Origin of the sequence: Streptosporangium saharense (assembly GCF_014203715.1) — a bacterium.
Lineage (GTDB): Bacteria > Actinomycetota > Actinomycetes > Streptosporangiales > Streptosporangiaceae > Streptosporangium > Streptosporangium saharense.
Genome location: NZ_JACHJP010000005.1, coordinates 265,313 through 280,062, shown reverse-complemented (window position 1 = coordinate 280,062; position 14,750 = coordinate 265,313). Strand labels below are relative to the sequence as shown.

Genomic DNA, 14,750 nt, shown 5'->3' with positions numbered 1-14,750 from the left:
CGTACGGCACCGCAACGGCACCTCGAAAAGGCCCCCAAAGGCCCGCGACATCCGCCGATCGCGAAGACCGGGATTTCCGCGCCACAATTTGACCGGCAGAACCGCATGCGATCAGCGTGCAAACGACAGGACAACACGAAACGGCCTGACCCGGGGTTTTCCCCCACAACAGAGCGGCCCGTGACCGGTCTTTCCCGGTCACGGGCCGAACTTCGCGGATCACTACGAGTGCCCCCGGAGGGACTCGAACCCTCACTCGAACCCTTTTAAGGGGTTTGCCTCTGCCATTGGGCTACGGGGACGCCGTAATCATACGTAACTGACCACTCATCAGAGGAGCACAACTTTGTATCAGGCGTCACACAAACCATGCCACAGCGTTCCGATCCCCGAGACCGGGCGTAGGCGAACGAGCCCCCTCCCGGTACGGAACGACCGGAAGGGGGCTCGTGACAGACGACAGGGGATGGGCGTCAGGTCCTGGCGGCGCTGCGGAACTCCTCGCGAGGCGCCTCGATCTCACCGAGCGAGACGGTCTCCCGCTTGAAGAACAGCGCGAGCGTCCAGTCCATCGTCACGCGGACCTTGCGGTTGACGGTGGGCACCCGCGACAGGTGGTAGGTGCGGTGCATGAACCAGGCGAGCACCCCACGGAGCTTGATCCCGTAGACATTGGCGACGCCCTTGTGCAGGCCGAGTCCGGCGACCGAGCCGACGTACTTGTGGCGGTAGTCGGCCAGCGGCTGTCCGTGCAGGTGCCGGGTGATGTTGTCGGCGAGCACCTTGGCCTGCCGTACGGCGTGCTGGGCGTTGGGCGCGCAGTACTGACCGGGGTTGGTCACGTCGGGCACCCCGGCCACGTCGCCCGCGGAGAAGGCGTCCTCGACCCCGGCCACGGTCAGGCGGGTGGTGGTCTTGATCCGGCCGCGCTCGTCCAGGGGCAGGTCCCCGGCGTTGACGACGGGGCTGGGCTTGACGCCCGCGGTCCAGACGATGGTCGCCGACTCGAACTCCTCACCGTCGGAGAGCTTCACCAGGCCGCCCTCGCAGGAGTCGAGGCGGGTGTTCATCTTGACCTCGATGCCGCGCTCACGTAGCTGCTCGGCGGTCCACTTGCCCATCTCGGGGCCGACCTCGGGCAGGATGCGGTCGGTCGCCTCGACGAGGACCCAGCGCATGTCCTTGCGGGAGATGTTGCGGTAGTAGCGGACCGCGTCGACGGCCATGTCCTCAAGCTCGGCCAGCGCCTCGACGCCCGCGAAGCCGCCGCCGACCACGACGAAGGTCAGCGCCCTGCGGCGCAGGGCCTCGTCCTCGTCGGTCTCGGCGCGGTCGAGGAGCTCAAGCACCCGGTTGCGCAGCGCGATGGCCTCGCCGACCGTCTTGAAGCCGATCGCGGCGTCCGCCAGACCGGGGATGGGCAGCGTGCGCGAGACCGAGCCCGCCGCCATCACGAGGATGTCGTAGTCGATGTCGTGCGGGGTGCCGACGTTCGGCTCGAAGGCCACGCTCTTGGCGGCGTGGTTGACCTTGGTGACCTTGCCGTTGAGGATCGTCGCCTTCGACAGGACACGGCGCAGCGGGACGACCACGTGCCGGGGCGAGAGGTTTCCCGCCGCCGCCTCGGGAAGGAACGGCTGGTAGGTCATGTGGGATTCGGGGGTGAGAACGGAGATCCGGACGCTACCGTCGCGCAGTTCCCTACGGAGAGTGTGCTGCAGGCGCAGCACCGTGTAGAGCCCGACGTAACCTCCGCCGACGACCACGATGTGCTTGGAGGTACGGTTCACTTCGACGCCATCCTTAGGTCGAGGCCTTGTGAAAGCTTTCACAAGCATACGTCCCCGCAAAAATCTGGACCAGGCACCCCCCATGTAACTTTCGTCATAGTTTCCAGAACAGCGAGAACGACCAGGGGTTTCGGAGCGAAGTTCTACGATTCTTCTCTTTGTGATCGAGTTCACAAGCTCCGCAGCGTGTTTGCCCTGGTGAAGAGGGTGTCGAGCATCTCGGCCGTCACCCGGCCCGTGAAGGTGTTCTGCTGGCTCGGGTGATAGCACCCGAGGAGATGGGCCGTGGAGTCACCACGGGAGATCTCGACCTCGGCCCCGTGCCCGAAGGACGGCCTGCGGCTGGGCAGGACGTAACCCGCCTCCCGCAGCGCGGGCCAGACCGCCTGCCAGGCGAAGCCCCCGAGCGCCACGATCACCCGGACGCTGTCGGCGACCAACTCGACCTCCCTGGCCAGCCAGGGGAAGCAGGCCGTACGCTCCGACGGCTCCGGCTTGTTCCCCGGCGGGGCGCAGCGCACCGCGGCCAGCATCCGCGCGCCGACGAGCCGCTGCCCGTCCGCCGCGTGCACGCTGGTCTCCTGTACGGCCAGGCCCGTCCTGTACAGCGAGGCGAACAGCCAGTCCCCGCTGCGGTCGCCGGTGAAGATCCTCCCGGTGCGGTTGCCGCCGTGCGCGGCCGGGGCGAGTCCCACGATGAGGACCTCCGGCCTGTCCTCCCCCCACCCGGCGATGGGCCTGCCCCAGTAGGTCTCGTCGGCGAACGCCCGCCGTCTGACCGTCGCGACCTCCTCCCGCCAGGCGACCAGGCGCGGGCAGGCGCGGCAGACGGACTCCCTCGCGGTCAGCTCACCGAGGGTACGGCTCGCCGCCGCCAGCCGTACGACCTGGGCCGGGTCGTGGGCGACGGGGGTATCCGGCGAGGCGGGGTCTCCGGGCCAGCCGGACCCGGGAGGAACGAATGTCATGCCTTCGATCGTGCCAGGGGGAACCTCAGGCGTGGAAACATGCGCTTAACCCATGGCACGCGAAAGCGGCGCCCGCCCGAGGCGAACGCCGCTCTCATCTCGTTTCCGGTCCCGCGTCAGACGCGGGCCGAGCCCTCACGGGCCGGGAGGGTTCCCGGCACCGCTCAGGCGGCGCAGACCGCGTTGAAGTTCACCGACTGCGCGCCGGCACCGTCGATCGCCAGCTTCGCGCTGCCGCCGTGGGTGCCGTTCGTCGCCTTGGTGAAGGTGACGGTCTTGGTGCCGGCCTCGGTGAAGACCAGCGGGCCGGAGTCGACGGTCACGCCGTCAACGGTCCAGCGGTAGTTGACCTTGGTCGCGCCACTGGCGTAGATCTGGCCGGTGCCGGACAGGGTGGCCGCGGGGCAGGTGCCCGCGGTCTGGGTGGCCGAGACGCTCTCGCCCACGACCCAGACCTTCACCTCGGGGGCCGGAGCCTCACAGGTGACCTTGCCGGTGACGGTGCCGGTGGTGGAACCGCGGTAGAGCTCGATCGCGCGCTTGGCCGTACCGGAGGCCGAGGCGCTCCAGGAGTCGGTCACGGTGCGGGACTGGTAGCCACGGCCACCGAAGTACACGTCCTGCCACGCGCCGGCAACGCCGTCACGGATCCAGCGGTACTTGACGCTGCCCTGGCCGTGCGAGACGGCGATCGTGCCGGTGAAGGCGCGGGTGACCGGGCAGGTGCCGGTGTAGGAGTCGGGCGCGCTGACGGACGCGGTCACCTTCGGCGACTCGTCCTTGCACCAGATCCTGAAGCCGACGCGGTTGGAGGTGCTGTGACCCGGGTCCACGATCTCCAGAGCGGCCCAGCCACTCAGGTTGTGACGCGGCCTGATCACGTGGAACACCTTGGCCGAGCTGCTGACGCGGACGACGTCACGGTCGACGACGTCACCGTTGACGACCCAGCGGTAACGAACCCAGGTGGGGCTGGAGGCGGTGATGCGGCCGACCAGCGTGGCCTGGCAGTTGCCCTCGTCGACCCAGGCCCTGGCGCCGACGCCGACCTGGATGACTTCCTTGCCACCGTTGTCGTTGCCACCGCCGCAGGAGACCCGGAAGTTCCCCTTGCTGGAGGTCGCGGTCCTGGGAGCCAGGACCTGCAGGGCCTGCCAGCCCTTGACGTCACCCTTGAAGGTCGAGGACTCCTTGACGGTGACCTTCTTGACGCCCTTGCCCTTCAGAACAAGGGTCTTGACCTTGCTCTTGGAGCCGTCGCCGCGCAGCCAGCGGTAGGCGACCGTGGTCTTGGAGGCGACGGCCTTGACCTTGACGGTCGAGGAGAAGGTCACCTTGACGGGGCAGTCACCCTTGTAGTTCGAGGGGGACGCCTTGGGGGTGCCAACCGAGACCGCGGGCCTCGCCTTGGCGACGGCCGAAGCCGTCTGGGTGGATGCGCTCGCGGCCGCCGCGGGCGAGGCCAGGAGGGCCGTCGCCATCGTCGCCAGCATGGCCGTGCCGGCGCTCACCGCGGCTAGCCTGCGCGCTAGTCCGGACTTCATGAGGGGTTGCTCCGTTTCGTTAGGAAGCGAATGCGCTCCGGAGACGGTTGCCGCCCCGACACCAGCTGTGCCGGGCCCCACGGCAAAGCCTCGCTAAAGCCCCTTTACCTAATCATGAACGGAACGATCTCTCAATACCCCATCAACAAGTCAAATGTCCAGATCTCATTAAGGTTTAGATGCCAGCCACGCGATTCCATCGAGGATGTCATGTTCGCTGACTACGACTTCGTCGAATCCGTAGCGCCGCAGGACGCGGTCGAGAATGAGGGAACCGGCGCCGATGACGTCAACCCGGCCGGGATGCATGACACCGATGGCCGCGCGCTCCTCATGGGACATCCCCAGCAGACGACGGGAAATGTCATGCGCCCGATTTGCCGGAATTCGTGAGTGGTGAATTTTATCCGGGTCATATTCCGGCAGGTCAAGCGCTATTCCCGCGACGGTCGTGACCGAGCCCGCGAGACCGACCAGCGTCAGCGCCCGCTCGACCGGAATCTTCTCCGCCACCCGGTCGAGCGCGTCGTCGATGTCGGCGGTGATGGCCTCGACCACCTCCGGGGACGGCGGCGCCACGGAGCCCCGCAGGTGCCGCTCGGTCAGCCTGACGCAGCCGATGTCCACCGAGATCGCCGCCTCGGCGTGCGTCGTGCCGAGCACGAACTCGGTCGAGCCACCGCCGATGTCGAACACGAGGTAGGGCGGCCTGGTCCCGTCCGGGGTCGGCAGGCCGGTCTCCGGCGAGAGCCGTACCAGATCGCGGGTGGCGCCGGTGAAGGAGAGCTCGGCCTCCTCGGAACCGGTGATCACCTCGGGCTCGACGCCGAAGATCTCCCTGACGCCGTCGACGAACTCCTGACGGTTGGCGGCGTCCCTGGTCGCGCTGGTGGCGACGACCCGCACCGCCGAGACGTCGTGACGCCTGATGAGGTCGGCGTAGCCGCGCATCGCGGCGAAGGTGCGTTCGAGCGCCTCGGGGGCCAGCCTGCCCGTCCTGTCGACGCCCTGTCCCAGCCTGACGATCTCCATCCGCCGGTCGACGTCGGTCAGGACGCCGCCGTCGATGTCGGCGATGAGCAGGCGGACGGAGTTGGTGCCACAGTCGATCGCGGCGACACGGGTCACATGGTCTCCTCGGTGGTTGTCGTACTCGAAGTCTCCTCGGAGCAGCAGGGGCCGTCCGCCCACCACTCGCCGAGCGCGTCCAGCGTCTCGCGGCCGAACGGGTTGGCTCCCGGCACCGCCAGCTCGTGCCCGACCAGGGCGTGCAGGCACTTGACCCGGTTCGGCATGCCCCCGGTGCTCTGCATGCCCCTGGGCAGCGGCTCCATGCCCTCTTCGGCCGCGGCCTTGTCGCGGCGCGCGATGTAGTCGTCGTGCGCGGCCTGGTAGGCCCTCGCCAGCTCGGGATCCTCGGCCAGCCTGGCCTGCATGGCCCGCATCGCGCCCGAGCCCTCAAGCCTGCCGATCGCCGAGGCGGCCTTCGGGCAGGTCAGGTAGAACAGCGTCGGGAAGGGCGAACCGTCGGGCAGCCGGGGCGCCGTCTCGACCACGTCCGGCAGCCCGCACGGACAGCGGTGCGCGATGGCCCGCAGGCCCCGCGGGGCCCGGCCGAGCTGCCGTTCCACTGCCGCGACATCGCGGTCGTCAACCATCTGAGGCACCCCCTGAAAGACGACATCCAGGGTATCGGGGTCACCCGCCGGTCCCGGCCACCTTCGCGCCGGTCCCCGCGTCGGCCGCCTCGACCGACTCCCACAGCGTCTGGTACCACGGCGGCGTCACGGCCTTCTTCTCGGCGGCGACGGTTCCCTTGTTCTGGCCCTGCCGCTCCCGCATGACGACGTAGCACTTGCGCCCGGGGTCGCAGTAGAAGAGCCGCTCCCTGCCCTGCCGCTTGATGTAGCCGGGGTCGAAGTGCTGGCGGTAGCGGTCCTCCTGCTCCTTGATCTCGGCGAGCTCCTTGGCCCGCTGCTGTTCGAGCTGGGCGATGTAGCGCCGCTGCGCGACATACTCCCTGACCGGGTAGGCGAGGCTCATGGCGATCGCGCACACCACGATCGCGAGGACCGCGGCCCGTCCCGTCAACTGCGGTCGTCTCGCCACCCACGCCTCCCCGTCCTCGCCCGCTCTCGCCTGTCTCGCCGTACGGCCGGGCCCTCGGTGCCCGCCGTACGGCCCGCGCCCGAGCAAATCGGGCGCAAGCCGTACAGGCGAAACTACCGCTGGAAGCGCGGGAAGGCGGCGCGACCCGCGTAGCGGGCGGCGTCGTCGAGAAGCTCCTCGATGCGCAGAAGCTGGTTGTACTTGGCCACGCGGTCGGAGCGGGCCGGGGCGCCGGTTTTGATCTGGCCGCAGTTGGTGGCCACGGCGAGGTCGGCGATCGTGGTGTCCTCGGTCTCGCCGGAACGGTGGCTCATCATGCAGCGGTAGCCGTTGCGGTGCGCCAGATCGACGGCGTCGAGGGTCTCGGTCAGCGTGCCGATCTGGTTGACCTTGACCAGCAGGGCGTTGGCCGTGCCCTCGGCGATGCCGCGGCCGAGCCGCTCGGGGTTGGTCACGAACAGGTCGTCACCGACGAGCTGGACCTTGTCGCCGAGCGCCTCGGTGATGGCCTTCCAGCCCTCCCAGTCCTCCTCGTTCAGCGGGTCCTCGATGGAGACCAGCGGGTAGTTGGCGACCAGGTCCTCGTAGAAGGCGACCAGCTCGGTCGAGGAGAGACCCTTGCCGTCGATGGTGTAGACGCCGTCAGAGTGGAACTCCGAGGCCGCGACGTCCAGCGCGAGCGCGACGTCCTCGCCGGGCACGTAACCGGCCCGCTCGATGGCGACCAGGATCAGGTCGAGCGCGTCACGGTTGGAGGGAAGGTTGGGCGCGAAGCCACCCTCGTCACCGAGGCCGGTGGCGTAGCCCTTCTCCTTCAGCACGGCCTTGAGCGCGTGGTAGACCTCGGTCCCGATCCGTACGGCCTCGCGGAACGACTCCGCCCCGATCGGCGCGATCATGAACTCCTGGATGTCCACGTTGGTGTCGGCGTGCGCGCCACCGTTGAGGATGTTCATCATCGGCACCGGGAGCACGTGCGCGTTCGGGCCACCGAGGTAGCGGAACAGCGGCAGCTCCGCGCTCTCCGCCGCCGCCTTCGCCACGGCCAGGGAGACGCCAAGGATCGCGTTCGCGCCGAGACGCGCCTTGTTCGGGGTGCCGTCAAGGTCGATCATCACCTGGTCGATGCTGCGCTGCTCGGCCGCGTCGAACCCGAGGATCTCGTCGGCGATCTCGTCGGTCACCCCGAGAACGGCCTTCTCCACACCCTTGCCGCCGTAGCGGCCGTCACCGTCACGCAGCTCGACGGCCTCGAACTGACCGGTCGACGCGCCACTCGGCACGGCGGCGCGCCCCTCGCTGCCGTCGTCGAGCAGAATGTCGACCTCGACCGTCGGGTTGCCCCTGGAGTCAAGGATCTCGCGGGCGGTGACACCCTCGATGGAAGCCACGAAGCGCTCCTAAAGTCGCAGGACAGTTTGCCGCAGAAGCCTATCGAGGCCTACCTCTCAGTACGGCGGGCGGCTTCCCCCTTGGAATCCCGCGTGTGCTCAAATCGAAACCATGAGCCAAGGCACGGCACTCGACCGGGTCCGTGAACTGCTGAACCCCGCCCTGCTCGACCTGGCGGGCCAGGAGTCCACGGCCAACGGCTATCTGGACCTGCTCGGCGAGGAACCCGCCGCGTCGCCCGTGCAGTGGCTGATGCGCTCGGGTTTCCTGCCGGGGATCTACGAGCGGATCTGGCGTCCGACGGTGCTCGGCGCGATGAAGGGCCCCTTCGGCCCCGGCACGAGCCAGGAGTTGGCGCTGGTCGGCCGGATGCTCGAACTCGGGCCCGGCGACCAGGTGCTCGACGTCGCCTGTGGCCCCGGCAACGTCACCAGGGCCCTTGCCGGAAACGTCGGCCCCGCCGGGCTTGCCGTCGGCCTGGACGCCTCGGCCACCATGCTCGCCCGCGCGGTGCGCGACACCCGAACGCGCGGGCTCGACAACGTCGGCTACGTCCGGGGTGACGCCGTTGACCTGCCGTTCCTGCCGGGAAGCTTCGACGCGATCGCCTGCCTGGCGGCGCTCTACCTGTTCGAACACCCCTTCGAGGCCCTCGCCGGGATGGCCAGGACCCTCAGGCCAGGCGGCAGGATCGCCGTCATGACAACCAGACGCGTGCCGTACGGCGGGCCGCTCAACGCCCTGGTCGGGGTGGCCTCGGGGGTGCGTCTGTTCGGGGACGAGGAGGTCGTCGAGGCCCTGACCGGGCTCGGCTTCTCCGGGGTGCGTCACCGCGCCTACGGCCTGGTCCAGTTCGTCAACGGCCGTCTCGTCTGAGCGCCTCCCAGGCGCGGACCCGGTCGCGGTAGCGGCGGGCGGTGGCGCGCAGCTCGGCCTCGGGGTCGAGACCGGCCTCGTGGGCCCGCCGTACCAGAGCCAGAAGGCTCGCTCCCAGGTCGTCCTCGTCGGGGAGCAGCTCGTCGGGGGCGCCGATCCGGCCCGCGCGGCGCAGGAGCTGGGCCGCCAGGGAGAGGGCGGGCTGGCCCATCGGGACCCCGTCGAGGACGGACCCCGCGTCGCCGTCGTTCTTGGCTGCGCGCTCGGCGGCCTTGATGGCCTCCCAGTTGTCGCCGACCTGCTCGGCGCCGGAGACCTCGACCCCGGCGAACACGTGCGGGTGGCGGCGGACGAGCTTGGCGACGATCCCGTCGGCCACGTCGTCGATGTCGAAGCCGCCCTCCTCCGCGGGGCGCTCGTTGGCGAGCCTGGCGTGGAAGGCCACCTGGAGCATCAGGTCGCCCAGCTCCTCGCGCAGCGCGGCGTGGTCGCCCTCCTCGATGGTCTCCAGCACCTCGTAGGCCTCCTCAAGGAGGTACGGCGCCAGCGACTCGTGGGTCTGTTTGGCATCCCACGGGCAGTTCGTCCTGAGCCGGTCCATCACCTCGACCAGGTCGATCAGCCGCCCACCGGGCAGGTCGTAGGACCCCGGCACCACCTCGATCACCGGGGGGTCGTCGAGCGCGAGGGCGGCGTGGCCGACCGCGCGCATGAACGCCTCGTCTCCCCCGAGCCAGACCACGGTCCCGTCACGGGCCTCGCGCACCAGGGCCGCCGGGTCCGGCGTGCCGACCTCGACGGCGACGCCCGCCTCCGCGAGGAAGGGCAGGTGCGGGTGGTCGGCGGACCCGGTGCGCACCGGCCCCTCCTGGAAGGCCCGCCACGCGCGGTGGCTGAGCAGCCCGGGGGCGACCCTGGGCGAGGTGGTGACGACGATCAGGGGCATGTCCCCGAGACTACTGGGCCCGCTCAGCCGGAGGGATCGCGCCGAAACGGCCCGCGTCGACGAAGAGCTGCGGAGACTGCTCGCTGCGCTCGTTGTTCAGCGTGCCGTACCGCGGGCTCCAGGTGACCTTCACCGACTCCAGGTCCTTGATCGCCTGGGCCTGGCCCTTCTGGAGCGCCTCCTGGTCGGAGCCGCCGCCGTACTTGGCCATGAGCTTGGTGAGCATCAGACCGGCCTTGGTGAACTCGCGCGCGTGCGAGGGCGCGACGGCCTGCTGGAGCATCCGCTGCTCGTTCTGGGCCTCACCGCCGGAGGCGGCGATCACCTGGTCGATCTCGGCCTCGGTGACCGTGATGCCCTGCTGCTCGGCCGCCTTGATGTACCGCTTGGCGGTGGCGAGCTGGAAGAGCACGACCTGCGGGACGCTGCCGGGGAACTGCAGCTCGGACACGGGGACCTTGGCCTTGGCGAGGGCGTCCTCGTACTCCTTGACGTTGCTGTCCAGCTCGCCGGTGCTGATCCGGTCGCCGCCGACGATGGCGGCGGTCCCCGCCTGCCCCGGAGAGCAGGCGGTCAGGGCGACTCCGGCGGCGGCGACCGCCAGGATGACGCGCAGTCGAGTCGACTTCACTTGCGATCCCTTCACGACAGACGCCGTTTACTTTACCGGCTGGTTCTCAAGGAACATCGCCTGGACCAGATCACCGCACCACCTGAGCAGGTCCAGGTCACGCAGAGGCTGGCCGCCGAGCGGCCTCGTCTTCGGCACGGGTACGAGCAACGTACCGGCAGCCTGCTTCAGCAGTGCCTTCGGGTAGAGCCTCTGCAGCCTGACCTGCTGGGAGTCCCTCAGCTCCACGGGGGCGAAGCGGATGTTCTGCCCCTGGAGGGTGACGTCGGTCAGCCCCGCCGTACGGGCCCTGATCCTGAAGCGGGCGACCTCCAGCAGGTTCTCGACCGGCTGGGGCGGCCTGCCGTACCGGTCGAGGAGCTCGGCGCGGACCGCGGCGATCTGCTCGTCGGAGTCGACGGCGGCGATGCGCTTGTAGGCCTCAAGACGCAGCCGCTCCGAGGTCACGTAGTCGTGCGGGATGTGCGCGTCGATCGGCAGTTCGACCTTGACGTCGGGGCGCTCCTGCACGACGGGGGCGCCGGACAGCTTGGCCTTCTGCTCCTGGACCGCCTCGGCCATCATCCGTACGTAAAGGTCGAAGCCGACGCCCGCGATGAAGCCGGACTGTTCGGCGCCGAGGATGTTGCCCGCGCCACGGATCTCCAGGTCCTTCATCGCCACGTACATGCCCGCGCCCATCTCGGTGTGCTGGGAGATGGTGGCCAGGCGCTCGTGGGCGGTCTCGGTGAGCGGCTTCTCCGGCGGATACAGGAAGTAGGCGTAACCGCGCTCGCGCCCACGCCCGACCCGGCCGCGAAGCTGGTGGAGCTGGGACAGGCCGTAGTTGTCGGCCCGGTCCACGATCAGCGTGTTGGCGTTGGGCACGTCGAGGCCCGACTCGACGATCGTGGTCGAGACGAGCACGTCGAACTCGCGCTCCCAGAAGCCCACCATGATCCGTTCGAGCTGGTGCTCCTGCATCTGGCCGTGCGCGACGGCGACCCTGGCCTCGGGCACCAGCTCGCGCAGCATGGCCGCGACCTTGTTGATGCTGGAGACCCGGTTGTGCACGAAGAACACCTGGCCGTCGCGCATCAGCTCACGCCGGACGGCCGCGGCGATCTGCTTGTCGTCGTACGGCCCGACGAAGGTGAGGATCGGATGCCGCTCCTCGGGCGGGGTGAGGATCGTGGACATCTCGCGGATGCCGGTGAGCCCCATCTCCAGCGTGCGCGGGATCGGCGTCGCGGACATGGCCAGCACGTCCACCTGCGTGCGCAGGTGCTTCATGGCCTCCTTGTGCTCGACGCCGAAACGCTGCTCCTCGTCGATGATGATCAGGCCGAGCTCCTTGAACCTGATCTCCGGGGAGAAGAGCCTGTGGGTGCCGATCACCACGTCTACCGAGCCCTCGCGCAGCCCCTCGACCGTCGCCTTGGCCTCGGCGTCCGTCTGGAAGCGCGACAGTGGCTTGACGTTCAGCGGGAACCCGGAGAAACGCTCGGTGAAGGTCGAGAGGTGCTGCTGGACCAGCAGCGTCGTGGGCACGAGCACCGCGACTTGCTTACCGTCCTGGACGGCCTTGAACGCCGCCCTGACCGCGATCTCGGTCTTGCCGTAGCCGACGTCGCCGCAGATCAGCCGGTCCATCGGGATCGCACGCTCCATGTCGCGCTTGACCTCGTCGATGGCCTCAAGCTGGTCGCCGGTCTCGGCGTAGGGGAAGGCGTCCTCCATCTCCCGCTGCCAGGGGGTGTCGGACCCGAAGGCGTGCCCCGGGGAGGCCATCCTGGCGGAGTAGAGGCGGATCAGCTCCCCGGCGATCTCCTTGACGGCCTTCCTGGCCTTGGTCTTCGCCTTGGCCCAGTCGGCGCCGCCCATCCGGTTGAGCGTGGGCGCCTCGCCGCCGACGTAGCGGGTGACCTCGTCGAGCTGGTCGGTCGGCACGTAGAGCCGGTCGCCCTTGGCGTACTCGATCACGAGGTACTCGCGGGTCGCGCCCTGTACGGTCCGCTGCGCCATCTCGACGTAGCGCCCGACGCCGTGCTGCTCGTGCACCACGTGGTCGCCGACCTTGAGCTGGAGCGGATCGACCATGTTGCGCCGCTTGGAGGGCAGCCTGCGCATGTCCTTGGTCGAGGCCTTCTGCCCCACAAGATCCAGATGTGTCAGTACGGCCAGGCCCGGCGCGACGAAACCGTGCTCGACCAGGCCGGTGGTGACGTGCACGACCTTGGGGTCGGGGGCCGTGTCGAGCGTCGCCTCAAGACGGGCGGGCAGGTCGACGCCCTTGAGCAGCTCGACCATGCGCTCGGCGGGGCCGTGGCCCTCGCTGAGCAGCACCACGGCCCTGTCTTCTTCAAGCCAGCCCTTGATGTCGCCGAGCGCCCGCTGCGTGTCGCCCCGGTAGGCCTCCGCCTCCTTGGCGGGCAGCGACAGCCCCTCCCCCAGGTCGTCACCGCCGAACGGCGCGATCGACCACCAGGGCTGGCCCAGATCCCGCGCGTGGTCGCGGACCTCCTCAAGGGTGCGGAAGGCCGCGGCCCCGAGGTCGATGGGCGCCTCGCCCCCCGAGGCGGCGTTGATCCACGACGCCTCAAGGAACTCCTGGCTGGTGCGCACCAGCTCCTCCGCCCGTCCCCTGATGCGCTCGGGGTCGCAGACGAACACCGCCGAACGCGCGGGCAGGTGCTCGACCAGCAGGTCCATCTCCCCGGCGAGCACGGGCGCGAACGCCTCCATGCCCTCGACGGCGACCCCCTCGGCGAGCTGCCCGAGGATCTCGCCCAGCGCGGGGTGCTCCTCGGCCAGCAGCCGCGCCCGCTCCCTGACCTCCTCGGTCAGCAGCAGCTCCCGGCAGGGCGCCGCGAACAGGCCGTCCTCGGCCACCTCAAGGGAGCGCTGGTCGGCGACCTTGAACCAGCGGATCTCCTCGACGGTGTCGCCCCAGAACTCAAGGCGCAGCGGGTGCTCCTCGGTGGGCGGGAAGACGTCGAGCAGGCCACCCCTGACCGCGACCTCGCCGCGCTTCTCCACCATGTCGACCCGGCTGTAGCCGTTCTCGACGAGCTGGGTGACCACGGCGTCGAGGTCGGCGTCCTGCCCGGCGCGCAGCCGTACGGGACGGAGGTCGCCCAGGCCGCGCACGATCGGCTGGAGCACGGCCCTGACCGGCGCGACGATCACCTGCAGCGGCCCGGCCGCCGCGTCGCCCGCGACCGGATGCGCCAGCCTGCGGAGTACGGCGAGGCGCTGCCCGACCGTGTCGCTGCGCGGCGAGAGGCGCTCGTGCGGCAGCGTCTCCCAGGCCGGGAAGACGGCGACCGCGTCGCTGTTCATGAGGCTGGTCAGCGCCGCGGCGAGGTCCTCGGCCTCACGTCCCGTCGCGGTCACCGCCAGAACGGTCCGCGCGCCGTCCTCCGAGCCGTCCCTGGCCAGCGCGGCCACGGTGAACGGCCGCAGCGCGGGCGGCGCGATCAGCGAGACGTCGGAGAGGTCGCCTCCGCGCACGTCCCGCAGGACGGAGGCCAGTTTCGGCTCTCCAGCGACAAGGTCAAGTAGTCCGGAAAGGCTCATCAGATTCGCCCACAGCCCCACGACGGCAACACGGCATGCCCCGGGCCGGCAGGGCACGGGGCTCTCCCAAGGCTACTTCCCTCGCGACCGTCACCAGCCGACAGTGGTCGGTGCGCGACTATTCGTGCCCAGTTGACTACTGTCGGCTACATGTCTGAGGTACGGTCGGTCGTCTCACGGGACGACATATTCAGCAGGCGGATCCGCGAGCAGGCGGCGGGGTACCCCGACAGGCGGCTGGACATCCTGGTCGCCGGGTGCGGGTGGCCCGAGCCGCTGGACCTGGACGGGGTCAAGGCGCGGGTCACCGGGATCGACGAGGACCTGCCCACGCTGCGGGCGAGCGCGGGGTCGCGCAAGGACCTCGACGCGCTGGCCCTGGGGGACCTGCGTTCCGTGCCCGTGCCGCCCCGCGCGTTCGACGTCCTGCACGTGCCGTTCCTGCTTGAGCGGATCGAGCATCCCGAGCTGGTGCTCGACCGGCTGCTCGCCGGGCTGCGTCCCGGAGGCCTGCTGCTGCTGCGCATCCGCGACCGCGCCTCGGCCTACGGCACGTGCGACCGGCTGCTGCCCCCGGCATTGCGGCGGCTGCTGTGGCCGAGGCTGGTGCCGGAGGGCGCCGTGGGGCCGCTGCTCCCCTTCTACGGCGAGGTCACCTCGCGCGAGGGGATGCACTCCTACTGCCTGACGCGCGGCCTGATGGTGACCGACGACCTGTCGGCGACGAGCGGCCCGGCGCTTGAGGGGCCGAGGGGCGGCCTGGTCAGGCTCGTCTGCGCCGCGGTCGAGACCGCCTCACGGGGGCGGCGGTCCGCCTCGCACGACGAGATCACCATGGTCGTCCGCAAGCCGCAGAACCACTTCGCCCGGTTGATATGAGTCGCGGGGGTTGGTGTGGGACAACTGGAGTAGGTAAGGTGATGAAATCCGACTAAG

The 14,750-nt window shown here is 69.7% G+C and carries 12 protein-coding genes and 1 tRNA gene; 2 read left to right on the top strand and 11 right to left on the bottom strand.

What is annotated here, in order from left to right:
• Positions 1-229: 229 nt before the first annotated feature.
• The 8 genes from FHS44_RS24345 to eno all read right to left on the bottom strand — a co-directional run bounded on the left by FHS44_RS24345 (position 230) and on the right by eno (position 7,802).
• Positions 230-302: transfer RNA gene (locus FHS44_RS24345), tRNA-Leu, on the bottom strand.
• A 171-nt stretch (positions 303-473) separates the two neighbouring features.
• Positions 474-1,790, bottom strand: coding sequence for an NAD(P)/FAD-dependent oxidoreductase (locus tag FHS44_RS24340; RefSeq protein ID WP_184718481.1), 1,317 nt, complete (start codon positions 1,788-1,790; stop codon positions 474-476).
• A gap of 170 nt (positions 1,791-1,960) precedes the next feature.
• Positions 1,961-2,758, bottom strand: a complete 798-nt coding sequence (locus FHS44_RS24335) for a uracil-DNA glycosylase (RefSeq protein WP_184718479.1) — start codon at positions 2,756-2,758, stop codon at positions 1,961-1,963.
• Between the two features lie 164 nt (positions 2,759-2,922).
• On the bottom strand, positions 2,923-4,269 hold the full coding sequence (locus FHS44_RS24330) for a hypothetical protein (RefSeq protein WP_184718477.1): 1,347 nt from the start codon (positions 4,267-4,269) through the stop codon (positions 2,923-2,925).
• A 201-nt stretch (positions 4,270-4,470) separates the two neighbouring features.
• A complete protein-coding gene (locus FHS44_RS24325; RefSeq protein WP_184718475.1) occupies positions 4,471-5,430 on the bottom strand; it encodes a Ppx/GppA phosphatase family protein in 960 nt (319 codons plus the stop codon).
• Positions 5,427-5,960, bottom strand: a complete 534-nt coding sequence (locus FHS44_RS24320) for a DUF501 domain-containing protein (RefSeq protein ID WP_184718473.1) — start codon at positions 5,958-5,960, stop codon at positions 5,427-5,429. The genes FHS44_RS24325 and FHS44_RS24320 overlap by 4 nt, the downstream gene beginning before the upstream one ends.
• A gap of 40 nt (positions 5,961-6,000) precedes the next feature.
• On the bottom strand, positions 6,001-6,411 hold the full coding sequence (locus FHS44_RS24315) for a septum formation initiator family protein (protein ID WP_184718471.1): 411 nt from the start codon (positions 6,409-6,411) through the stop codon (positions 6,001-6,003).
• 113 nt (positions 6,412-6,524) lie between these two features.
• Positions 6,525-7,802 carry a phosphopyruvate hydratase gene (gene eno, locus FHS44_RS24310; RefSeq protein WP_184718469.1) on the bottom strand — a complete coding sequence of 426 codons (1,278 nt, stop codon included), beginning with the start codon at positions 7,800-7,802 and terminating at the stop codon, positions 6,525-6,527.
• A 112-nt stretch (positions 7,803-7,914) separates the two neighbouring features.
• On the opposite strand from eno, the gene FHS44_RS24305 reads away from it, so the two are divergent.
• On the top strand, positions 7,915-8,679 hold the full coding sequence (locus FHS44_RS24305; RefSeq protein ID WP_184718467.1) for a methyltransferase domain-containing protein: 765 nt from the start codon (positions 7,915-7,917) through the stop codon (positions 8,677-8,679).
• Here FHS44_RS24305 and FHS44_RS24300 read toward each other — a convergent pair.
• Genes FHS44_RS24300 through mfd form a run of 3 tightly spaced genes read right to left on the bottom strand, consistent with a single transcriptional unit; the run spans position 8,660 to position 13,814 of the window.
• Positions 8,660-9,625: a nucleoside triphosphate pyrophosphohydrolase gene (locus FHS44_RS24300; protein WP_184718465.1), complete on the bottom strand. Its 966-nt coding sequence runs from the start codon at positions 9,623-9,625 to the stop codon at positions 8,660-8,662. The genes FHS44_RS24305 and FHS44_RS24300 overlap by 20 nt on opposite strands.
• A 10-nt stretch (positions 9,626-9,635) precedes the next feature.
• Positions 9,636-10,256 (bottom strand): SurA N-terminal domain-containing protein, encoded by a 621-nt coding sequence (locus FHS44_RS24295; protein WP_184718463.1) that lies wholly within the window; start codon positions 10,254-10,256, stop codon positions 9,636-9,638.
• A gap of 27 nt (positions 10,257-10,283) precedes the next feature.
• Positions 10,284-13,814, bottom strand: a complete 3,531-nt coding sequence (gene mfd, locus FHS44_RS24290; protein WP_184718461.1) for a transcription-repair coupling factor — start codon at positions 13,812-13,814, stop codon at positions 10,284-10,286.
• A 150-nt stretch (positions 13,815-13,964) separates the two neighbouring features.
• On the opposite strand from mfd, the gene FHS44_RS24285 reads away from it, so the two are divergent.
• Entirely contained in the window at positions 13,965-14,693 is a 729-nt protein-coding gene (locus FHS44_RS24285; protein ID WP_184718459.1) for a methyltransferase domain-containing protein, read from the top strand.
• Positions 14,694-14,750: the final 57 nt, after the last annotated feature.